Below are 20,014 nucleotides of genomic sequence, written 5' to 3'. Positions count from 1 at the left end.
CTGTGCGGGACCCCGTCCCTTCGTGGTGCGGGCGGCCGGGGATCACCCCAGGAGCCCGCCCACCAGGCCCGGTCGGCCGGAGGAGGCGCCGCCGCCGGAGCCCGAGCCGCCGCCCGCCGAGCCGGTGCCGCCGCTCGCGGTACCGCCCGAGGTCGGGCCCGTGCTGGTGCTGGGGGCCTGCCGCACCGGGGAGGAGTGGCGCGGCGGGGTGCGGCCCGTGGTGCCCTGGGTCTGGCTGGGCGTGCCGCCGGTGAGGGCGCCGCCGCTCTCGCGGGCCGTGCCCGGGGTGGACGCGGGACCGCCGGACGGGCCGGTGGTGGTGCCGCGGTGGCTGGGGGCCGCCGGGGCCGACGGAGACCTGTGGTGACGCTCGCCGTCGGACCGCTGCGGCAGCGGCGAGCCGGGCAGTTCGTTGCGCGGGGCCTCGCCGGGGCGGGGCACGACCACGCGTTCGGCGTCGCGCACGGCGTCGCCGAGCAGCGACCCGGTGAGCAGGGTGAGGCCGGTGACGACCACCGTGAGCAGGGCGCCGCGGCGCAGCACGAAGCGGCGCAGCTCCCAGATGTCGGAGCGTGGTCCGAGCCGCCGCCAGGCGGAGGCGGCGAGACGGCCGTCGACGGAGTAGACGGGGGCGCCGGCGATGACCAGGGGCGACCATGCGGCGAGGTAGATGATGTCGGGCGCCTCGTAGACGGGCAGCGTGCGCCAGCTGACCGTGACGATGAGCGCGGCCGAGAGGAGCGCGCCGAGCACCGCGGCGACCCGCTGCCAGCAGCCCAGGATGGTCAGGACGCCGACGATGACCTGGAGGAAGGCGATGACCAGGCCGGAGCCGACCGGGTGCTGGAGGGCGAACTGGCGCAGCGGCTCGGCGGCCTCCCAGGGGTGCAGCGAGTTGAGCCACTTGACCATGGAGCCGCGCTTGCCGCCGTCGAAGTACAGCGGGTCGCACAGCTTGCCCATGCCGGCGTAGATGGAGATGAAGCCGAGGAAGATCCGCAGCGGGAGCAGGACGACGCCGAGGTTCATCCGGCGGCCGGGGTAGTAGGCGTGCCGGGCCGGGTCGTCGCCGTGCCGCCGGCCCGCCCGCCGGCGTCCCTCCCCCGCCGCCTCGTCCTGGTCGTAGGACGGGTCGTGGTCCTGGTCGTCGTAGTCCTGGCCGACGTGGTCGCGGGGGTCGTACCCCCGGTCGTCGTACCCGAAGGCGTCCGCGTGGCCGGGCCGCGCGTGGGGCGGTGCGCCGCCCGGCGTGGCGGGGCCGGCGTACCCGAGGTCGCCGTACGCGCCGGACTCGTAGGCCGACTCGGCGGTGCGCATGTGCGGCAGCAGCCGGGTCTCGCCGGGTCCGGGCGCGTGCGGGCCGCCGACGACGGGCGTCCGCGCGGTCCGGTCGAGGCCGTCGTAGGGGCCGGGCACCGCGCCGCGGCCCGGGGCGGTGCCGACGCGCGGGATGACCTGGGTGGCCCCGGGGTCGGCGGCCGTCTCCTCGGTGTGGCCCACGCTGCCGCTGCGGACGGCCTGCAGCAGCCGGTGGGCGCCGGTGTCGTCGGGGGCGGACCTGCCGCTCCAGACGAGCGGCCGGCGGTGGGTGGCGGTCCCGCCGGCCAGGCCGGCGACGGGCACGCGGGCGGTGGTCTCGGTGGCGCTCAGGGGCCGGGCGAGCCGCGGGGACCGGGTGCGCCACGATGCGGCGCCCAACTGCACGCGGAAGCTCGCGTGAGTGACGATGACCTGCGCCGGATCGCTCGGCACCTTCACCATGCTCAGCGCGGGAGCGTCGTCGTATCCCGACGAGCGGTCCCCCGTGGGTGTGCGGGGTGTTCTGGTGTCCACACTCATCTAACCGAGTGATGTCGAGTTAGGACACTGCCACGGCGTGGCGGATCTGTCCGGACCCCGTCAAGGATGCGGTGAACTCCCGGAAACACCCGAGCGGGTGAACGTACGGACGCCCGTTCGGCCGTGGTCGTACGGGCGTCCGCGTGATGGATCGGGCAGCCGATCAGCGGCGCCTGCGCGCCGCCTCGTACAGCACGATGCCCGCGGCCACACCCGCGTTCAGGGACTCCGCGCCGCCCGGCATCGGGATGCGCACCCGGACGTCGCAGGTCTCGCCGACCAGCCGGGACAGGCCCTTGCCCTCGCTGCCGACGACGATGACGACCGGCCCCTCCAGGGCGTCCAGGTCGCCGAGTTCGGCCTCGCCGTCCGCGGCGAGCCCGACGACGGTGAGGCCCGCCTTCTGGTACTGCTCCAGCGCGCGCGTCAGGTTGGTGGCGCGGGCGACCGGCGTACGGGCCGCGGTGCCGGCGGACGTCTTCCAGGCGCCGGCGGTCATGCCGGCCGCGCGCCGCTCGGGGACGACCACACCGTGCCCGCCGAAGGCGGAGACGGAGCGGACGACCGCGCCGAGGTTGCGCGGGTCGGTCACCCCGTCGAGGGCCACGATCAGCGGGTCCTCGCCCGCGTCGGCGGCGGCGTCGGCCAGGTCCTCGGGGTGGGCGTACTCGTACGGCGGGACCTGGAGGACCAGGCCCTGGTGGTTGAGCCCGTTGGTCATCCGGTCGAGCTCGGGCCGCGGCGCCTCCATGAGGTTGATGCCGCCGCGCTCGGCCGCCAGCTGCAGCGCCTCGCGCACGCGCTCGTCGTTGTCGATGAACTGCTGGACGTAGAGGGTGGTGGCGGGCACGCCCTCACGCAGCGCCTCGACGACCGGGTTGCGGCCGACGACCAGCTCGGAGGCCGAACGGCCCGAGCCGCGGCGCTGCTGCGGACGGCCGCCCTGCGCGCGGCGGGCCTTCGCCTGCGCGGCGCGCTGCTTGGCGTGTCCCTTGCGCATCTCGGCGGGCGGCGTGGGGCCCTTGCCCTCGAGCCCGCGGCGCCGCTGGCCGCCGCTGCCGACCTGCGCGCCCTTCTTGCCGGACATGCGGCGGTTGTTCGCGGCCATGATCTACCTGTCTGTTCGAAAGCGTCGTACGCACGTTCGTCTTCGCGTACGTCTGTCACGTCTGTGAAGTGTGCCGCCCGGCGGGCCGGACGGCACCGTCGGTCGCCGGGGACCGCGGTGGGCTCAGCGGGGGCCGAGGCTCCAGCGGGGGCCCTGCGGGCTGTCCTCGATGACCAGTCCGGACTGGCCGAGCTGGTCGCGGATGGCGTCCGCGGTCGTCCAGTCCTTGCGCGCCCGGGCGGCCTCGCGCTGGTCGAGCACCATCCGGACCAGGGTGTCCACCACCCCGTGCAGGTCCTCGCCGCGGTCGCCGCCCTCGCCGGCCCACTGCTCGTCCAGCGGGTCGAGTCCGAGGACGCCGAGCATGGCCCGCACCTCGGCGAGCCGCGCCACGGCGGCCTCCTTGTCGTCGGCCGCCAGCGCGCTGTTGCCCTGCCGGACCGTGGTGTGCACGACGGCGAGCGCCTGCGGGACGCCCAGGTCGTCGTCCATCGCCTCGGCGAAGGCGGGCGGCACCTCGGCGGAGGGCTCCACCGGGCCGGCCTTCTCCACCACGCGCTGGATGAAGCCCTCGATCCGCGCGAACGCGGACTCCGCCTCGCGCAGCGCCTCCTCGCTGTACTCGATCATCGACCGGTAGTGCGGGGTGCCGAGGTAGTAGCGCAGCACGATGGGCCGCCACTGCTTGACCATCTCGGAGACGAGGACGCTGTTGCCGAGCGACTTGGACATCTTGTCGCCGGCCATGGTGACCCAGGCGTTGTGCACCCAGTACCGGGCGAACTCGTCGCCGTAGGCCTTGGCCTGGGCGATCTCGTTCTCGTGGTGCGGGAAGATCAGGTCCAGGCCGCCGCCGTGGATGTCGAAGGCGCTGCCCAGGTACTTGTGCGCCATGGCGCTGCACTCCAGGTGCCAGCCGGGCCGGCCCTCGCCCCACGGGGTCGGCCAGGTCGGCTCGCCGGGCTTGGCGGCCTTCCACATGGCGAAGTCCCGCGGGTCGCGCTTGCCCGTCTCGCCCTCGCCGGAGGGCTGGAGCAGGTTGTCCAGCTCCTGCCGGGACAGCTCCAGGTAGCCGGGGAAGGAGCGCACGTCGAAGTAGACGTTGCCGTCGGAGGCGTAGGCGTGCCCGCGCTCGATGAGCGTCCGCATCATCTCGACCATCTCCGGCACGTGGCCGGTGGCGCGGGGCTCGTAGGTGGGCGGCAGGCAGCCGAGGGCGGTGTAACCGTCGTTGAACGCGCGCTCGTTGTCGTAGCCGATCGACCACCACGGGCGGTGCTGCTCGCGCGCCTTGGCGATGATCTTGTCGTCGATGTCGGTGACATTGCGGACGAACGTCACCTCGTAGCCGCGGTAGGCGAACCAACGGCGCATGATGTCGAAGTTCAGTCCCGACCGGATGTGCCCGATGTGCGGGGCCGCCTGCACGGTGGCACCACACAGGTAGATCGAGACACAGCCCGGCTTGAGCGGGGTGAAGTCACGGATCTGCCGGGCGCTGGTGTCGTACAGGCGAATAGTCACCACTCCAGAGTAGTGGGCCGAGGGCAGTGCCTCACGCCCCTTGGCCCCAAGGGCTCGCATTCGTGTCCCGGCCGCGCCGCGCCCGGGCGCCGGGGTGGGTGCGGGGACGGACGGAGGGCTCGGGCGCCTGCCGGGGAGGGACCGGGGCCCCTCGGGGCGCGTGGCGCGGAGAAGGAGGGGCCCACGGTGCGCACCGTGGAAGGCCTCGCGCGCGCACCGCGGAAGGACGGCCCGGCCTCCGGGCGCGCGCCGAAGGGTCAGAGGCTGCCCACGACCTTGCGCGCCCGGATCCGTACGACCACCCGCTCGGCGTCCTGCGCCGAGGCCGGGTTGAACTCGGCGTACTTCTTGCCGGTGTACTTCACGGAGAGTTCGTCGATGAGTTCCTGGCCGCCCTCGGTGGTCATCTCCACGGTGCCGCGGATCTCGGCGTACTCGTAGGGGGACTTCGGGTCCTGGACGACGACGCTGACGCGCGGGTCCCGGTCGAAGTTCTTCTTCTTGCGCCGGTCGACGGTGGTGGAGACGAGGAGGTCGTCGCCGTCCCGCTTCACCCACACCGGCGACAACTGCGGGCCGCCGTCGGGCTGGACGGTGCCGACGACGATGAAGACGGGGCCGTCGAGAAGGCTCTTGAGCCGGTCGGACAGTACGGCGGACATGGGGGCACCCTCCGGTTCTCGGTCACTCGTGACTCTGCGGGTACCCTCGCACGCCGTCAGTCCACCCGCACCACGAGCGCCGTGGCCACCGCCATCAGCCCCTCGCCCCGGCCGGGGAAGCCCAGTCCGTCGGTCGTCGCGCCGGAGACGGACACCGGCGCGCCGGCCGCCTCGGAGAGGATCTTCTGCGCCTCCTCGCGCCGCTTGCCGATCTTCGGCCGGGCGCCGACGACCTGCACGGCGACGTTCCCGATCCGGAAGCCCGCCGCGCGCACGATCCGCGCGGCCTCCGTCAGCAGGGTGACGCCGGACGCGCCCGACCACTCGGGGCGTCCGGTGCCGAAGTGCTGCCCGAGGTCGCCGAGCGCGGCGGCCGAGAACAGCGCGTTGCACGCGGCGTGCGCGACGACGTCGGCGTCGGAGTGGCCGGCCAGCCCCGGCCCCTCGCCCTCCCACTTCAGGCCCGCGCACCACAGCTCGCGGCCGTCCTCGAAGGCGTGGATGTCGGTGCCGATGCCGACCTGGGGCAGCGGCACGACGGGGGCGGCCGCGCGGGCCGCCGGACTGGCGGGGTCCGCTGGGTCCGCCGGGGCCGCGGGGCTCGCCGGGGTGGCGGGGTGCTCAGAAGCCATCGTTGAGCCTCCGCCGGGCCAGGACCGCCTCCGCGAGGACGAGGTCGAGCGGACGGGTGACCTTGAAGGCCTCCTCGTGGCCGGGCACGGCCACGACCCGCTCGCCGAGCTGCTCGACCATGCTCGCGTCGTCGGTGACGTCGTCGGTGACCGTCCGGTGGGCGCGCTCCAGCGTCGCGCGGTCGAAGCCCTGCGGGGTCTGCACGGCGCGCAGCAGCGAGCGGTCCGGCGTGGCGACGACCGGTTCGGCCTCGCCGGGCGCGGCGGCCGGTTCGACCTGCTTGACGGTGTCCGCGAGCGGCAGCGCGGGGACGACGGCGCTCGCCCCGTCCCGTACGGCCTCGATGACCGCGTCCACGGTGTCCACCGGGACCAGCGGGCGGGCCGCGTCATGCACGAGGACGATGTCGTGGCCCGGCGGCAGCGCCTCCAGGCCCAGCCGGACGGACTCCTGGCGGCTGTCGCCGCCGGGCACGACGAGGAAGTCGGTGCGCTCGGGCAGCGCGTGCGCGTCCAGGAGCGACTTGACCTCGGCGGCGCCGTCGGGCGGGGCGACGACGACCACCAGGGAGACCGCGCGGGAGGCGGCCATGGCGCGCACCGCGTGGACGAGCATGGGCGTGCCGTTCAGCGTGCGCAGCGCTTTGGGAGCGCCCGGGCCGAGGCGTACGCCCCGGCCGGCGGCCGGGATCACGGCGGCGACGGGGGCTCCTGGCTGGGCTTTCGCGGGTGAAGGGCGCGATTCGTCAGACATCGGTTCCTGTCAGGTTCGTGTGCTGGAGGCCGTGCCGCCGGGTCCGCGCCGTCCGCCCGTCAGGCGCCGGTTTGGCGGCGGTGCCTACGTGGGTATGGCCACACCGTGCCGGGCGCGACGCCCCGACCGGACCCTTCCGTGACCCCGGTCGAGCCGACTGCCCGGGCCCGGCACACAGTATCGGGGGACTTCCCCCGTCGTACGGCATGGCCGCCGCGCGCGGGGGTACCTGCCGCTCGTGCCCACCGCGAGGCGGGTACGCCGAGCCGGGTACACCGAGCAGCGCGTCCGCGCCGGCCGGGTCGCTCCCGGGGCGCCGTGGACGCCGCGGGGTCGGCGGGATCGCCGGAACCGGTGGTACGCGGCGTACGCCGGCGGCACCCGGGGCCGTGGGTGCGGCGGATGTGGACATGCCGCAGTGCCCGGCGACTGCGGTCGTGTCATCGGGCACCGCGGCATTCGTTTCTCGCTGTGCTTGAACGAAGGCGGTCGTCGTGGCCGCCTCGGGTCAGGGCACCTCGCGCGTCAGGACGCGAGAACCTCGTCGAGCAGGGCTTCGGCCTTGTCCTCGTTCGTGTTCTCCGCGAGGGCGAGCTCGCTCACCAGGATCTGGCGGGCCTTGGCGAGCATGCGCTTCTCACCGGCGGAGAGTCCGCGCTCGCGCTCGCGACGCCACAGGTCACGGACGACTTCCGCGACCTTGATGACATCGCCGGAGGCGAGCTTCTCCAGGTTTGCCTTGTAGCGACGGGACCAGTTCGTGGGCTCCTCGGCGTACGGAGCGCGCAGCACCTCGAAGACGCGGTCCAGCCCGTCCTGACCGACCACATCACGCACGCCGACGAACTCCGCATTGTCCGCTGGCACACGTACCGTCAGGTCACCCTGGGCGACCTTCAGCACCAAGTAGGTCTTGTCCACGCCTTTGATCTGGCGAGTTTCGATAGCCTCGATCAGCGCGGCCCCGTGATGGGGATAGACCACGGTGTCGCCAACCTTGAACGTCATGTGACAGGTACCCCTTCCGTGGCTATCCAGGGTAACACGGATACGGCGTCTTCTGAATGGCGTTTTCGCAGGTCAGGGCATATCTCGGGGCTTGACAACAGCAACCGGAACGTGCTTCGGAAGGGGCCGCCGGGCCGAGGGGAGGCGGGTATTCGCAGGTCGGAGGGGCTTCCCGCACAGGGAGAAACGCCCACGTTACACACATCCAGCCGCCCCTCCAAACGGCCGAACATCCCGATTTGTCCGGTTCCATGTGTCCGACTTCCGCTACTCCGTTCGGTGAGCCGCGTCGCCTTCGGGCCGAATCCGGAATTGATCACGGCCACGGCGCGACCGCCGGCCCGGCGGGCTGTGATCAATTTCCGTACCGGACGTGCATTCCCTCATCGGAAAATCTCGAGAGACGGTGGAGCGGGGCACGGTAAGCCGACGCGTATGGGGACGCGTATGGCGGCTTGTATGCCGGTGCGTATGGGGACCTGTATGCCGGAGGGTATGCCGGACGGCGCTTATGCGAATGGCGGGCGACGGGGCGGCCAATGCGCGGCCTGACCCGCATTGAGAGCGCTCCCCGCGACGTGTCGCGAGGGCGGTGTCCGGGTGCCCCTGGACGCGCGGGGGCGGGTCGGGTGCGGGGGCGTGGGAACGGCTCGGTAACCTAAGGCCGCTGACAGACACTTAGGGCGGCTTTATCAGGGAGTCGTCCTCTACCGCCCACGTTCAAGGAGTTGCCGCCGCCGTGAGCAGCAGCCTTCGACGCGGCGCCCTCGGCGTCGCCGCCATCGCGTTCTCGATCGCCTCGCTCGCCGCGTGCGGCGCCGGCAACGACGCCCAGACGCTCCAGGTCAAGCCGGACAACGCGGAAGTCCACGTCGGGGCCATCAAGGTCCAGAACGCGGTGGTCATCACCCAGCCCGGCACCCAGACCAAGGGCCCGGCCGTCATCTCCGCGACCATCTTCAACAACGACAGCCAGGACCAGACCCTCGACGCGATCCGCGTCGACGGCGACGGCACCGCGCAGCTCACCCCCGCGCAGGGCAAGGGCAAGCTGACCGTCCCGGCCGGCGGCTCCCTGATCATCGGCGGCAAGGGCAACGCCTCCGCCGCGCTGTCCACCCCGGGCGCCAACGTCTCCGACGGCAACGCGCAGAAGATCACCTTCACCTTCAGCAAGACCGGTGACGTGAGCCTGCGCGCCTTCGTCGTCCCCGCCGAGAGCTACTTCGACAAGTGGGGCCCGAGCAACATCCCGGCCGCGCCGGGCGCCACGGCCTCCGCGACCGCCTCCACCGGCGCGGGCGCCGCCGGCAAGCCGCAGAAGTCGCAGAAGTCGCCGTCCGGCACGCCGAACGCCTCCGAGTCCGCCTCGGCGACGGTCTCCGGCCACCCGGTCACCCCGAGCGACTCGGCGTCCCAGTCGGTCGCCGGTCACTGACCCGGCGGGCGGCCCACGGGCCGTACGCACGCCGAAGGGCGGCGCGCTCCCACGGGGAGCGCGCCGCCCTTCGGCATCACCGGGGCCGGTCCACGGCCTACGGCTCGAACTTGTACCCGAGCCCCCGCACCGTGACCAGGAACCGCGGTGCCCCCGGATCCGGCTCGATCTTCGCGCGCAACCGCTTGACGTGGACGTCGAGGGTCTTGGTGTCGCCCACGTAGTCGGCACCCCAGACCCGGTCGATGAGCTGCATCCGGGTCAGCACCCGGCCGGCGTTGCGCAGCAGCATCTCCAGCAGGTCGAACTCCTTCAGCGGCAGGTCGACCTTGGAGCCGGACACCGTCACCACGTGCCGGTCCACGTCCATGCGGACCGGGCCGGCCTCCAGCGCGGCCGGGGCGACCTCCTCCGGCTCGCCGCGCCGGCGCAGCACCGCGCGGATCCGGGCGACCAGCTCGCGGGAGGAGAAGGGCTTGGTGACGTAGTCGTCGGCTCCTATCTCCAGGCCGACGACCTTGTCGATCTCGCTGTCCTTGGCGGTCACCATGATCACCGGGACGTTGGAGCGGCCGCGCAGCTGACGGCACACCTCCGTACCGGGCAGGCCCGGCAGCATCAGGTCGAGGAGGACGAGGTCGGCGCCGTTGCGCTCGAACTCGTCGAGTCCGTCGGGCCCGGTGGCCGCGACGGCGACCTCGAAGCCCTCCTTGCGGAGCATGTACGACAGGGCGTCGGAGAAGGACTCCTCGTCCTCGACGACGAGCACTCGGGTCACGGAAGGACCTCCGGGGCGGGAAGCGATTCGTACGGGGATGAGTCTGTGGGGGGCTGCCCGGCCTCGTCGTCGAGGGCGGGGTGCTGCTGTGCCCGGTCGCGGACACGGTCACGGGCCGCACGGGCCGCGGCGGCCTCCGGCAACCGCACGGTGAAGGTGGAGCCCTGGCCTTCGGCGCTCCACACCGTGACCTCCCCGCCGTGCGAGGCGACCACGTGCTTGACGATCGCGAGGCCCAGCCCGGTGCCCCCCGTGGCGCGTGAGCGGGCCGGGTCGACGCGGTAGAAGCGCTCGAAGACGCGCTCCTTGTCCTTCTCGGAGATGCCGATGCCCTGGTCGGTGACGGCGATCTCGATGAGGTCCCCGCCGGGCGCGGTGATCCCGCGGGCGGCGATGCCGACGCGGGTGCGGGCCGGGGAGTAGTTGACCGCGTTCTCGACGAGGTTGCCGAGGGCGGCGGCGAGCTGCCCGCGATTGCCCCATACGTGCAGGTCCGCGGTGCCTCCCGCGGCCATGGTGATCTGCTTGGTGCCGGCCTGGTGGCGGCAGCGGTCGATCGCCTCGGCGACCAGCTCGTCCACGCGCACCGGCTCGGCGTCCTCCAGCGGGTCGTCGTTCTGCACCCGCGACAGGTCGATCAGCTCCTGCACGAGGTTGGTCAGCCGGGTCGCCTCGATCTGCATCCGCCCGGCGAACCGCTGCACGGCCTCCGGGTCGTCGGAGGCGTCCATGACGGCCTCGGAGAGCAGGGAGAGCGCGCCGACCGGTGTCTTCAGTTCATGGCTCACGTTGGCGACGAAGTCGCGTCGTACCGCCTCGATGCGCCGGGCCTCGGTCAGGTCCTCCACCAGCAGCAGCACCAGCCGCGACCCGAGCGGGGCGACCCGCGCGGAGACGGCGAGGGCCTCGCCGCGCCCGGTGCCGCGCCGCGGCAGGTCCAGCTCGACCTGGCGTATCTCCCCGTCCCGCCGGGTGTCCCGGGCCATCTGGAGCATCGGCTCCACGGCCAGCTTGCCGCCGCGGACGAGCCCGAGGGCGTACGCGGCGGAGCTGGCCTTGACGACGGCGTCGGCCTCGTCGAGGACGACGGCGGAGGACCGCAGCACGGACAGGACGGTGTCCACGCCCGGCGGCAGCACCGCGTCGGTGTGCAGGGAAGTGCGGGTCGGACGCTTCTGCTCGCGCTCGCTGAAGCGGAACGCGAGCATGGCGATCACACCGGTGAGCACTCCGGCGATCGCTGCCGCTGCGGCGACCGCCGCGTTCACGTCCATGCCTCAAGGTTAGGCACGGGGTACGAGGTGCCCGCACCCATCCGGGTGCGACCTCGAACACTCGTCGCCCAGAGTTCACCTTGGGGCCAGAGACGGTTCATTCGAGGTGACGGAAACGGACGCGTGGAGGCCGGACCGTGGGAGCGTGGGGTTCGCACCACCGGTCGCCGTGACGGGCGCCGCCGGTCGTCACCACGGGCCTGCCGGCCCCGACCGGTGGGCCCGCCGGCCCTGACCGGCGGGGCCGCCGCCCCGCACCCCTGCAGCCCCCTGCAACCCCGGACGAAGACGCACGAGAGGGAACCGAAGATGCGGGACGCGTACCACGAGGAACTGGACTCGATCGGCGACAGCCTGGTGGAGATGGCCCGGCTGACCGGCTCGGCGATCGGACGCGCCACGACCGCCATCCTCGACTCCGACCTCAAGCTCGCCGAGAGCGTGATCGAGGCCGACCAGAAGGTCGACGAACTCCAGCACGACCTGGAGGCCAGGGCCATCGCCCTGCTGGCCCGGCAGCAGCCGGTGGCGACCGACCTGAGGATCGTCGTCACCTCGCTGCGCATGTCGGCCGACCTGGAGCGCTCCGGCGACCTCGCCCAGCACGTCGCCAAGCTCGCCCGACTGCGCTTCCCCGAGCGCGCGGTCCCGCACGACCTGCACGCCACCATCCTGGAGATGGGCCAGCTCGCGCAGCGCCTGATGGCGAAGGCGGCCGAGGTGATCGTGACCAAGGACGTCGATCTGGCCCTCCAGCTGGAGCAGGACGACGACGAGATGGACCTGCTGCACCGCACCCTCTTCCAGCACCTGATCGACGACCGCTGGAAGCACGGCATCGAGACGGCCGTGGACGTCACCCTCCTCGGCCGCTACTACGAGCGCTACGCCGACCACGCGGTGGCGGTGGCCAAGCGGGTCGTCTATCTGGTCACGGGCGAACACGCCGACGAACTCCAGCAGCAGGACATCCAGCCGGTGACGGGGGCGGAGGGGGCGTAGGCCTCCGGCGGTTCCGCGGGGTGCCCGCCGTGAGGGGCGAGCGCGGCGGCGCCGGTGCGGGCGGGCGCGGGCGGACACGAGCCGCTGTGCGCCGCCGGCGGACCGAGCCGCTGTGCGCCCTTGGCGGACACGAGCCACTGTGCGCCGTTGATGCGCCCGGCGCGGCGGGCATGAAATGGGCGAAGGCACTCAGCCTCTAGGAGGGACCCATGGCCGAATCCCCCAGCACCGCCCCCGACCCCACCCGGACCCGTGAGACCGAGCAGCCCGCCGAGCCCAGAATCCTCCCGCTCCTCGCGGCCTGCGGCTGCGGCTCGGGCTGCGGCTGCGGCTGCCAGTCGGGCGGCGCCTGCCAGTGCGGCTGACAAGGGCGTACCACCCGTAGGAAGCCGTACGTCGTCGCACGTCGTAGTACGTCATCGCAGGGCCCCGGCGCATCGGCGCCGGGGCCCTGTGCCGCGTACGCCCCGCTTCCGCTTCCCGCGCCCGGCACGGCACCCGTCCGGGGGGCGGGGCCCCGGCCGGCCCGTTACCCACTCAGGGGTGACGGCGCCGGCCCGGCCGGGGTGGCGCGCCCTGGCGACCGCCGGCATGAGCCCAACGCGCCCAAGGGCGAGGTTCCCGACACTCCATCAAGTCCGCTCGTACACCTCGTGAATGGGCACTACACCCGAGAGTCACAGAAATATGCACAACAGGTAACACCGCCTGAGGTTCGGACGTATTCCACCGCAGGACGGACAAAGTGTGAGGGCGCGGCCAACCCGGCCGCCACCCGCACACAGCGCACCACGCGCGCGGCGAGATCCGCGGGCGGAGCGCGCTCGCACCAAGCAGGGAGAGCCTGTGTCCGTTTCCGTCTCTGTGACCGCCCGCCGCCTGACCGCAGCCGCCGCAGCGGCCGGAGCGCTGGTCGGAATGGCGACGCTGCCGGCGTCCGCGGCCGACCACGCCCCGCACTCGAACCGCCAGGGCGTGGTGATCGCCGGTGCGCACCTCGACAACGCCGCCGGCGCCCACCGTTCCAACCGCTCCCTCAACAACGAGTGGGTGACGATCACCAACAACGGCCGCCGTGACGTCAACCTGAACGGCTGGACGCTGTCCGACAGGCAGGGCCACACCTACACCTTCCGCCACTACCGCCTCGGCGGCCACGCCACGGTCCGCGTCCACACCGGCTACGGCCACGACACCCGCACCGACCTGTACCAGGACCGCCGCAGCTCGGTCTGGGACAAGCACGCCGACACCGCCACCCTGCGCGACGCCGACCACCGCTACGTGGACTCCGCCGCCTGGGGCGGCGGACGCCACGCCGACCGCCCGGGCCCCCGCCACGCGGAGCGCCCCGGCCCCCGTCACGACGACCGCCACGACGGCCGCCACGAGGGTCGGCACGAGGGTCGGCACGACGACCGCCACAACGACCGCCACGACGACCGGCACTGACCCCAGCCGGCGAAGGAAAGCCCCCTCCCCACCGTCCTGTCACGGGGAGGGGGCTTCCCCCTCGTCCCGCCCGGCACGGCCCCCGGCACAACCCGCCCGGCACAATGAACGCACCGGCGCCGCCGCGCGAACGCGGTGCCTCACGGGGGGAGTTGGAATGCACACCACGGAAAAGAGCGCCCTCATAGCCGTCCTGCTGGTGGCACTGATCATCCGCCGCCAGCTGCGCACCCGGCCCGTACGCCGCAACGGCTCGCTGGTCCTTCCGATCGCCCTCGGCGGCCTGGGCGCCCTGGCGATCGCCTTCGCCGCGGCCTCGGCCGCCGAGGACGACCACCCGCTGACCCCCCTGCCCATCGCCCTGCTGGCGGCGAGCCTGGCCGTCGCGGCGGGCTTCGGCGCGATCAGGGCCCGTACGGTACGGGTGTGGCGAGACCCCGAGGCCGGGGTACTGCGCAAGGGAACCCCCGCGACGACCGCCCTGTGGCTCGCCTCGGCGACCGCGCACTTCGCCCTGGCCCTGTGGATCGACCACGCAACGGACACGACGGCCCTGGGCACGGCGTCCCTGTACGCGTACATCGCCATCGGCCTGGGCACCCAGAACCTCCTGGTACGCGGCAGGGCGACGACCTTCAGCGAGCCGGCCGCGGCGTAACGACTCCTCCACAGCCCGCTCCGCCGCCCTTCCGCGCCGGAGCGGCGGCTGCCACAGTCCGGATCATGAAAGACACCAGAAGACAGCAACTGGCCCTGCTCCCCGGGGTCGCCCTGGCCGCCGCCCTCCCCGGCATCACCCTCGGCGACGCCGACACGGGCCCGCTCTTCGGCTACCTCTTCTCCTTCATCATCTTCGCGGGCGTCAGCACAGCGATCTGGTCGACCCCCAAAGGCCCACGCCAGCCCCCACTGCTCCTGCTCGTCCTGGCGATCGTGGGCGTGGCCCAGGACACCCTGGTCTGGTACCTGATCACCTGGCTGAGCGACGTCCAGGTGGCGAGCGTGTGGTCGGCGATCGCGGCGGCCACGATCGTACGAGCCTCCTGCTGGGCAGGCGTCTGGCTCCTCCCGCCCGGCCCGGAGGAGTCCCGCGACGCGGCGGGGGCCTGACGACGCCGTGGGGGACGGGCCGCCGCGACGGGCGCGAAGGGGGTGGATCGAGCGTGGCCCACGGTGGGGGACAGAGAAGGAAGCCGCCGACCGTGACCCGTCGCATGCGGAGGGCCCGAAAAACGACGCCTCACTGCTGCACCACACTCCTGCCGGACGCCCGTTGTCAGTGGCCCTTGCTAGCTTGCCCGGTGGAGAGAGACCGGTCAGAGAACCTTCGAGGTCCGCGGTCAAGGGGGGTGGGCACAAAGGTCCCCGGGAGCCACCTCGGGACTATGGCGCAGGCCCCGGACCCCACCCCCCTCACTCACCACTTGGCCGGCAAGCCTCTGATATCTACGCCGCACCTCATGGCTTCAACGGGATGGAGCCGGCCCCGAAAGGGACCCCTCGCCGCTTGCGCGCCCAGAAGGGAGCTGTCGCCTTCCTCGCCGGAGCTGGCCGCGAACATCTGGCTGATGCTGTTCCACATGAAGCCCTCCCGCCAGTCGGGCTTGTCGAGCATCCAGCCGAGGAGTGCTCGCAGGACCTTCTCCTGCGACACCGTCAGGGTCTGGTACTGCTCCGCCGGACCGCCGTCGCGGTACTCCAGTCGGTAGGTGTTGTTGTCGCGGAGCCAGACCTGGATGTACCAGTCGCCCTCGCGTTCTTCGTCCTGGCGCTCCAGGATCAGGAACTCGTTGCCGCGCTGCAGGTTGCCGAGCATGGTCCCCACCGCCGGCTTCGAGGGACGCTTCACCGCGTGGCCACGGCCGTTGGTCGCTATCAACATGGATGGATTGTGGCGGGTGGGTCTGACACAGGCCCGACCTCCATGTCGAACCCGCGGCGGACAAGGCCCAACCGACCGCGTCTCCCGGGCCTCGGCACAGCGACAGGCCCCCTGCCGACGGATGCCCCGAAGGCAGAGGGCCAGGGAAAGAACAGTGGGCGTTACTTCTTCTTGCCCTGGTTCTTGACCGCTTCGATGGCTGCGGCGGCCGCGTCCGGGTCGAGGTAGGTGCCGCCGGGGTTGACCGGCTTGAAGTCGGCGTCCAGCTCGTAGGACAGGGGGATGCCGGTCGGGATGTTGAGGCCCGCGATGTCGGCGTCCGAGATGCCGTCGAGGTGCTTGACCAGGGCGCGCAGGCTGTTGCCGTGGGCGGCGACCAGGACCGTGCGGCCGGCGAGGAGGTCGGGGACGATGCTGTCGAACCAGTACGGGAGCATGCGGGCGACGACGTCCTTGAGGCACTCCGTCTGCGGGCGCAGCTCCGGCGGGAGGGTCGCGTAGCGGGGGTCGGAGAACTGGGAGTACTCGGCATCGCGGTCCAGCGGCGGCGGCGGGGTGTCGTAGGAGCGGCGCCACAGCATGAACTGCTCCTCGCCGAACTCCGCCAGCGTCTGCGCCTTGTCCTTGCCCTGCAGCGCGCCGTAGTGCCGCTCGTTCAGGCGCCAGCTGCGGTGGACCGGGATCCACAGGCGGTCGGCGGACTCCAGCGCGAGCTGCGCCGTGCGGATCGCACGCTTCTGGAGGGAGGTGTGGACCACGTCGGGCAGCAGGCCGGCGTCCTTGAGGAGCTCGCCGCCCCGCGTCGCCTCCTTCTCGCCCTTGGCGGTCAGGTTGACGTCCACCCAGCCGGTGAACAGGTTCTTCTCGTTCCACTCGCTCTCGCCGTGGCGGAGGAGGATCAGCTTGTACGGTGCGTCGGCCATGCCTCCGAGCCTAATCCACGCATTCGGTGCGCCGCCCCGTGCGCCCGGCAGGTGGACGGGCCCCGGCAGATGAGCGGGACCGCGCTCCGACAGCCGGGCGGGAGCGTGCGCACGGCAGGTGGGCGGGACCACGCGCACGGCAGGTGGGCGGGACCGTGCGTCGGTTGCGGCGCATCCCGCGTGCCGGTCGAGGCGGGGGGCCTCGTCAGTTGACGGCTTCTGTTAATTGAGTAGCTCGGACCGAGCGCCCGCTCGTAAGTTGTGCTCATCGCCTCAGCCACTTACACCCGGGGGTCCCTCCATGTCCGTCTCCACGTTCAGACGTGCCGCTCGGGAGACGGTCTCCGGGCTGCCCCGTGAGTTCTGGTGGCTGTGGACCAGCACCCTCGTCAACCGGCTCGGGGCCTTCGTCGCCACGTTCATGGCCCTGTACCTGACGCTGGACCGCGGGTACTCCGCCTCCTACGCCGGTCTCGTCGCCTCGCTGCACGGGCTCGGCGGGGTCGTCTCCTCCCTCGGCGGCGGTGTGATGGCCGACCGGCTCGGGCGGCGGCCCACGCTGCTCGTCGCGCAGGCCTCCACGGCCGTCTTCGTCGCGCTGCTCGGCTTCGTGCGCGACCCCGTCTCCATCGCCGGCGTCGCCTTCCTCGTCGGCATGGCCTCCAACGCCTCCCGGCCGGCCGTGCAGGCGATGATGGCCGACATCGTGCGGCCCGAGGACCGGGTGCGCGCCTTCTCGCTCAACTACTGGGCGATCAACCTCGGCTTCGCCGTCTCCTCCATGGCCGCCGGCTTCATCGCCGAGTTCAGCTACCGGGCCGGCTTCCTGATCGAGTCCGGGATGACCATGGTCTGCGCGGTCGTGGTCTTCCTCAAGCTGCCGGAGTCCCGGCCGGACAAGGGGCTCGACGGCGGATCGGGCGAGGGCGCGGCCGTGCCCCGGGTCGGGCTCGCCACCGTACTGCGCGACCGGCGGTTCATGGCCGTCGTCGGACTGTCCTTCCTGGTCGCCCTGGTCTTCCAGCAGGGTTCGGTCGGTCTGCCGGTCGCCATGGGCCGGGCCGGGTTCACGCCCGCCGACTACGGCCTGGCCGTCGCCGTCAACGGCGTGCTGATCGTCGCCCTCCAGATCCCGGTCACCCGGTTCATCGAGCACCGCGACCCGCGCCGGCTGCTCGTCATCTCCTCGCTGCTCGCCGGGTACGGCTTCGGGCTCACCGCCTTCGCCGGATCGGTCGGCGTCTACGCCCTCACGGTGTGCGTGTGGACCCTCGGCGAGATGGTGAACGCCCCGACGCAGACCGGGCTCGTGGTCCAGCTCTCCCCCGCCCACGGGCGCGGTCGCTACCAGGGCGTCTACACCCTGTCCTGGTCGCTGGCCGCCCTCGTCGCACCGCTGATGTCCGGTGCCGTCATCGACCGCTTCGGCGCGGAGTGGCTGTGGGGGATGTGCGCGGTCGTCGGTACGGCGGCCGGTGTCGGCTACGGGGTGCTGATGCGGCGGCTGCCCGCGGAGGGACCGGCTGCCGGCGTGGTGGTCGAGGATGCCGGGATTCCGGCCGGCGGGGCCTCTGCTCCGGCGGCCGCCGCGGGCGAGCCCGCCTCCGCCGCGGTGACCGTCACCGCCTCCGGATCCGCCGCCACAACCGTCACCGCGACCGGATCCTCCGCGGGACCCGCCGCCGTGACCGCCGCCGCCGAGGCCGACGCGGTCTGAGCCCGGGGGCCGGGTCAGGGGCGGAGTCCGGGACGGGGTCCGGGACAGGAGAATCGCCCCCGCCGCCCCTACCCGACCCGCCCCGTCCCTGGGGGCTTCGCACCCCCCAGACCCCCCAGCCCCCCAGACCCCTTTTCGCGCAGTTCACCGCGCCCCTGACACACCACCTCACGGATGCATCCGCGCCCCCTTCAGCACCTTGTCCACCGCGTTGCGCGGGCCGTACACCGCCAGGCCCACCAGGTCCAGGTCGGCCGTCCGCACGGCCCGTACCGCCGCCCGGTTGTCGCGGTCGTTGCCGGTGGCGAAGAGGTCGGAGGTGAAGACGGCGCGTGGCAGCGCCCTCGACAGGGCCCGTCCGTGCGCCGCCGTCAGCGTCTCCTTCGTGCCCTCGAAGACCAGCACCGGCTGGCGGAACATCGGCAGGTACGGCACCTCGTCGGCGTCCCCGTACGGCTCCCCGATCACCTCCGGGACCGTCGTGCCGAGGCCGCTGACCAGGAAGGCGGTGACGTTCAGGCGCTGCCAGGACTCCAGGTCCTCGCGCAGCAGTACGGCGATCTTCGTGTCGAAACGCTGGGGCTGCTCACTCGTGTCAGGCATGCGAGCAGCCTCGCGAACGGCGCCCGGCCGCGTCTTGTACGTTCTTTGCATGGCCGCTCAGCGTCCTCGCCGGACCGTCTCCGCGTGGCGCCCGCGCGTTCCGGGCGTCGTGGAGGTCTTCCACGCCCAGTTCACCGAGTACGCCTACCCCATGCACGTGCACGAGACGTGGACGCTGCTGATCGTGGACGACGGGGCCGTACGGTACGACCTGGACCGGCACGAGCACGGCACCCCGCACGACACGGTGACCCTGCTGCCGCCGCACGTGGCGCACAACGGCTCCCCCGCCACCGAGCACGGCTTCCGCAAGCGCGTGCTCTACCTCGACTCGACCCGTCTCGGGGACGACCTCATCGGGGCGGCCGTCGACGGGCCCGGCCTGCGCGATCCGGTGCTGCGGCGGCGGGTCGCGCGGTTGCACACCGCGCTCGCGCTGCCCGGCGACGAGCTGGAGGCCGAGAGCCGGCTGACCCTCATCGGCGAGCGGCTGCGCGCCCATCTGCGCCCCCGGCTCGTGCCACGGGCCCCGCGCCGGGACCCCGGCGTGGCGCGGCGGCTGCGGGAACTCCTCGACGAACGGGTCCCGCAGGGCATCACCCTCGACGAGGCCGCCGCAGCGGTCCACGCCCATCCGGCCCACCTGGTACGGGCGTTCAGCGGGGCGTACGGCATCGCGCCGCACCAGTACCTGATGTCGCGGCGGGTCGACCGCGCGCGCCGGCTGCTGCTGGCGGGTCTGCGGCCGGCCGAGGTGGCCACCGCGACCGGCTTCTACGACCAGGCCCATCTCACCCGGCATTTCCGGAAGTTGGTCGGGGTCACCCCGGGCCGTTACCGCGCCGGCTGACCCCGCCGGGAGTCCACGGCGTGGGTCCACGGCGGGTGTCCACGGCGGAACAGGCCTCCTCAGTCCGCCGCGCGTTCGGTCAGGTGCGCGAAGGCGTCCAGGTTCCGCGTCGACTCGCCGCGCGACACCCGCCACGCGTACTCCCGGCGGATGGCGGAGGCGAAGCCCAGCTCCAGCAGGGTGTTGAAGCTGCCGTCGGCGGCTTCGAGGACCTGTCCGAGGAGGCGGTCGACCTCGTCGGCGGTCACCGCGGCCAGCGGCAGCCGGCCGGTGACGTAGACGTCGCCGAGCTGGTCGACGGCGTAACCGACGCCGTACAGCCTGAGGTTGCGCTCCAGGAGCCAGCGGTGGACGCCCTGCTCGTTCTCGTCGGGGTGGCGGATGACGAAGGCGTTCAGGGACAGGGAGTGGCGGCCGACGATCATCTGGAGGGTGGTCGACAGCTTGCGGGTGCCGGGGAGTTTGACGACGTAGGTGCCCGCGTCGGGGCTCTCCCACTCCACTTCGGCGTCCTTCAGGACCGCCTCGATGACCTGTGCCGCGCGCCGCTGTTCCGCCTCACTCATGG

General features: G+C 72.7%; 21 protein-coding genes. 8 read left to right on the top strand and 13 right to left on the bottom strand.

The genetic code is table 11. The features are described from left to right. Window positions 1–42: 42 nt before the first annotated feature. The 7 genes from ACH5A8_RS16845 to ACH5A8_RS16815 all read right to left on the bottom strand — a co-directional run bounded on the left by ACH5A8_RS16845 (window position 43) and on the right by ACH5A8_RS16815 (window position 7,527). Complete coding sequence (locus ACH5A8_RS16845; RefSeq protein ID WP_399002575.1) at window positions 43–1,839, bottom strand: DoxX family protein; 1,797 nt, start codon at window positions 1,837–1,839, stop codon at window positions 43–45. Window positions 1,840–2,002: 163 nt separating this feature from the next. Continuing rightward, complete coding sequence (rlmB, locus tag ACH5A8_RS16840; RefSeq protein WP_399002573.1) at window positions 2,003–2,947, bottom strand: 23S rRNA (guanosine(2251)-2'-O)-methyltransferase RlmB; 945 nt, start codon at window positions 2,945–2,947, stop codon at window positions 2,003–2,005. 123 nt (window positions 2,948–3,070) lie between these two features. After that, window positions 3,071–4,471 carry a cysteine--tRNA ligase gene (gene cysS, locus ACH5A8_RS16835; RefSeq protein WP_399002571.1) on the bottom strand — a complete coding sequence of 467 codons (1,401 nt, stop codon included), beginning with the start codon at window positions 4,469–4,471 and terminating at the stop codon, window positions 3,071–3,073. Window positions 4,472–4,728: 257 nt separating this feature from the next. Continuing rightward, window positions 4,729–5,133 (bottom strand): PPOX class F420-dependent oxidoreductase, encoded by a 405-nt coding sequence (locus ACH5A8_RS16830; RefSeq protein WP_399002569.1) that lies wholly within the window; start codon window positions 5,131–5,133, stop codon window positions 4,729–4,731. Between the two features lie 56 nt (window positions 5,134–5,189). Then, on the bottom strand, window positions 5,190–5,765 hold the full coding sequence (ispF, locus tag ACH5A8_RS16825; protein WP_399002567.1) for a 2-C-methyl-D-erythritol 2,4-cyclodiphosphate synthase: 576 nt from the start codon (window positions 5,763–5,765) through the stop codon (window positions 5,190–5,192). Next, window positions 5,755–6,519, bottom strand: a complete 765-nt coding sequence (gene ispD, locus ACH5A8_RS16820) for a 2-C-methyl-D-erythritol 4-phosphate cytidylyltransferase (RefSeq protein WP_399002565.1) — start codon at window positions 6,517–6,519, stop codon at window positions 5,755–5,757. Before ispD ends, ispF begins: the two co-directional genes overlap by 11 nt. 525 nt (window positions 6,520–7,044) lie before the next feature. Continuing rightward, the gene (locus ACH5A8_RS16815; RefSeq protein ID WP_003953493.1) at window positions 7,045–7,527 is read right to left on the bottom strand and encodes a CarD family transcriptional regulator; all 483 of its coding nucleotides are present in this window, start codon (window positions 7,525–7,527) and stop codon (window positions 7,045–7,047) included. Window positions 7,528–8,266: 739 nt separating this feature from the next. Between ACH5A8_RS16815 and ACH5A8_RS16810 the strand changes: the two genes are divergently transcribed. Then, window positions 8,267–8,965 (top strand): DUF461 domain-containing protein, encoded by a 699-nt coding sequence (locus ACH5A8_RS16810; RefSeq protein WP_399002563.1) that lies wholly within the window; start codon window positions 8,267–8,269, stop codon window positions 8,963–8,965. Between the two features lie 97 nt (window positions 8,966–9,062). On the opposite strand, the gene ACH5A8_RS16805 is transcribed toward ACH5A8_RS16810, so the two are convergent. Then, a complete protein-coding gene (locus ACH5A8_RS16805; RefSeq protein ID WP_392271084.1) occupies window positions 9,063–9,743 on the bottom strand; it encodes a response regulator in 681 nt (226 codons plus the stop codon). Beyond that, on the bottom strand, window positions 9,740–11,017 hold the full coding sequence (locus ACH5A8_RS16800; protein WP_399002560.1) for a sensor histidine kinase: 1,278 nt from the start codon (window positions 11,015–11,017) through the stop codon (window positions 9,740–9,742). Before ACH5A8_RS16800 ends, ACH5A8_RS16805 begins: the two co-directional genes overlap by 4 nt. A 309-nt stretch (window positions 11,018–11,326) precedes the next feature. Between ACH5A8_RS16800 and phoU the strand changes: the two genes are divergently transcribed. From phoU to ACH5A8_RS16775, 5 genes are all read left to right on the top strand, one after another. Next, a complete protein-coding gene (gene phoU, locus ACH5A8_RS16795; protein WP_396318792.1) occupies window positions 11,327–12,019 on the top strand; it encodes a phosphate signaling complex protein PhoU in 693 nt (230 codons plus the stop codon). A 209-nt stretch (window positions 12,020–12,228) separates the two neighbouring features. Beyond that, window positions 12,229–12,384: a hypothetical protein gene (locus ACH5A8_RS16790; protein WP_396318791.1), complete on the top strand. Its 156-nt coding sequence runs from the start codon at window positions 12,229–12,231 to the stop codon at window positions 12,382–12,384. 481 nt (window positions 12,385–12,865) lie between these two features. Then, a complete protein-coding gene (locus ACH5A8_RS16785) occupies window positions 12,866–13,471 on the top strand; it encodes a lamin tail domain-containing protein (protein WP_399002558.1) in 606 nt (201 codons plus the stop codon). A 157-nt stretch (window positions 13,472–13,628) separates the two neighbouring features. After that, a complete protein-coding gene (locus ACH5A8_RS16780) occupies window positions 13,629–14,129 on the top strand; it encodes a hypothetical protein (protein ID WP_399002556.1) in 501 nt (166 codons plus the stop codon). 65 nt (window positions 14,130–14,194) lie between these two features. Next, entirely contained in the window at window positions 14,195–14,581 is a 387-nt protein-coding gene (locus tag ACH5A8_RS16775) for a hypothetical protein (protein WP_399002554.1), read from the top strand. Window positions 14,582–14,888: 307 nt separating this feature from the next. Here ACH5A8_RS16775 and ACH5A8_RS16770 read toward each other — a convergent pair whose 3' ends face one another. Together ACH5A8_RS16770 and ACH5A8_RS16765 are read right to left on the bottom strand one after the other, a co-directional pair. Beyond that, entirely contained in the window at window positions 14,889–15,353 is a 465-nt protein-coding gene (locus ACH5A8_RS16770; RefSeq protein ID WP_399002552.1) for a hypothetical protein, read from the bottom strand. Between the two features lie 161 nt (window positions 15,354–15,514). Next, a complete protein-coding gene (locus ACH5A8_RS16765) occupies window positions 15,515–16,276 on the bottom strand; it encodes a phosphoglyceromutase (protein ID WP_399002550.1) in 762 nt (253 codons plus the stop codon). Window positions 16,277–16,577: 301 nt separating this feature from the next. On the opposite strand from ACH5A8_RS16765, the gene ACH5A8_RS16760 reads away from it, so the two are divergent. After that, complete coding sequence (locus ACH5A8_RS16760; RefSeq protein WP_399002548.1) at window positions 16,578–17,993, top strand: MDR family MFS transporter; 1,416 nt, start codon at window positions 16,578–16,580, stop codon at window positions 17,991–17,993. Between the two features lie 168 nt (window positions 17,994–18,161). Here the strand turns inward: ACH5A8_RS16760 and ACH5A8_RS16755 are convergent, their stop codons facing one another. Then, complete coding sequence (locus ACH5A8_RS16755; protein ID WP_399002546.1) at window positions 18,162–18,596, bottom strand: DUF2000 family protein; 435 nt, start codon at window positions 18,594–18,596, stop codon at window positions 18,162–18,164. Window positions 18,597–18,645: 49 nt separating this feature from the next. Here ACH5A8_RS16755 and ACH5A8_RS16750 point away from each other — a divergent pair, with 49 nt between their 5' ends. Then, window positions 18,646–19,446, top strand: coding sequence for an AraC family transcriptional regulator (locus ACH5A8_RS16750; protein WP_399002545.1), 801 nt, complete (start codon window positions 18,646–18,648; stop codon window positions 19,444–19,446). Window positions 19,447–19,505: 59 nt separating this feature from the next. On the opposite strand, the gene ACH5A8_RS16745 is transcribed toward ACH5A8_RS16750, so the two are convergent. Then, entirely contained in the window at window positions 19,506–20,012 is a 507-nt protein-coding gene (locus tag ACH5A8_RS16745) for a YbjN domain-containing protein (RefSeq protein ID WP_399003177.1), read from the bottom strand. Window positions 20,013–20,014 lie beyond the last annotated feature (2 nt).

The organism is Streptomyces sp. NPDC018610, from assembly GCF_044391765.1.
Classification (GTDB): Bacteria; Actinomycetota; Actinomycetes; order Streptomycetales; family Streptomycetaceae; genus Streptomyces.
The sequence above is the reverse complement of the archived record's forward strand: the minus strand, read 5'-3'. Positions and strand labels throughout refer to the sequence as shown.

What these genes read in the sequence shown, in the direction of transcription:
- ACH5A8_RS16755 (WP_399002546.1), bottom strand. Translation starts at nt 18,596, where the DNA reads ATGCCTGACACGAGTGAGCAGCCCCAGCGTTTCGACACGAAGATCGCC.
- ACH5A8_RS16780 (WP_399002556.1), top strand. Translation starts at nt 13,629, where the DNA reads ATGCACACCACGGAAAAGAGCGCCCTCATAGCCGTCCTGCTGGTGGCA.
- ACH5A8_RS16815 (WP_003953493.1), bottom strand. Translation starts at nt 7,527, where the DNA reads ATGACGTTCAAGGTTGGCGACACCGTGGTCTATCCCCATCACGGGGCC.
- ACH5A8_RS16760 (WP_399002548.1), top strand. Translation starts at nt 16,578, where the DNA reads ATGTCCGTCTCCACGTTCAGACGTGCCGCTCGGGAGACGGTCTCCGGG.
- ACH5A8_RS16845 (WP_399002575.1), bottom strand. Translation starts at nt 1,839, where the DNA reads ATGAGTGTGGACACCAGAACACCCCGCACACCCACGGGGGACCGCTCG.
- rlmB (WP_399002573.1), bottom strand. Translation starts at nt 2,947, where the DNA reads ATGGCCGCGAACAACCGCCGCATGTCCGGCAAGAAGGGCGCGCAGGTC.
- ACH5A8_RS16745 (WP_399003177.1), bottom strand. Translation starts at nt 20,012, where the DNA reads ATGAGTGAGGCGGAACAGCGGCGCGCGGCACAGGTCATCGAGGCGGTC.
- ACH5A8_RS16790 (WP_396318791.1), top strand. Translation starts at nt 12,229, where the DNA reads ATGGCCGAATCCCCCAGCACCGCCCCCGACCCCACCCGGACCCGTGAG.
- ACH5A8_RS16800 (WP_399002560.1), bottom strand. Translation starts at nt 11,017, where the DNA reads ATGGACGTGAACGCGGCGGTCGCCGCAGCGGCAGCGATCGCCGGAGTG.
- ACH5A8_RS16750 (WP_399002545.1), top strand. Translation starts at nt 18,646, where the DNA reads ATGGCCGCTCAGCGTCCTCGCCGGACCGTCTCCGCGTGGCGCCCGCGC.
- ACH5A8_RS16770 (WP_399002552.1), bottom strand. Translation starts at nt 15,353, where the DNA reads ATGTTGATAGCGACCAACGGCCGTGGCCACGCGGTGAAGCGTCCCTCG.
- phoU (WP_396318792.1), top strand. Translation starts at nt 11,327, where the DNA reads ATGCGGGACGCGTACCACGAGGAACTGGACTCGATCGGCGACAGCCTG.
- ACH5A8_RS16775 (WP_399002554.1), top strand. Translation starts at nt 14,195, where the DNA reads ATGAAAGACACCAGAAGACAGCAACTGGCCCTGCTCCCCGGGGTCGCC.
- ispF (WP_399002567.1), bottom strand. Translation starts at nt 5,765, where the DNA reads ATGGCTTCTGAGCACCCCGCCACCCCGGCGAGCCCCGCGGCCCCGGCG.
- ACH5A8_RS16830 (WP_399002569.1), bottom strand. Translation starts at nt 5,133, where the DNA reads ATGTCCGCCGTACTGTCCGACCGGCTCAAGAGCCTTCTCGACGGCCCC.
- ispD (WP_399002565.1), bottom strand. Translation starts at nt 6,519, where the DNA reads ATGTCTGACGAATCGCGCCCTTCACCCGCGAAAGCCCAGCCAGGAGCC.
- ACH5A8_RS16765 (WP_399002550.1), bottom strand. Translation starts at nt 16,276, where the DNA reads ATGGCCGACGCACCGTACAAGCTGATCCTCCTCCGCCACGGCGAGAGC.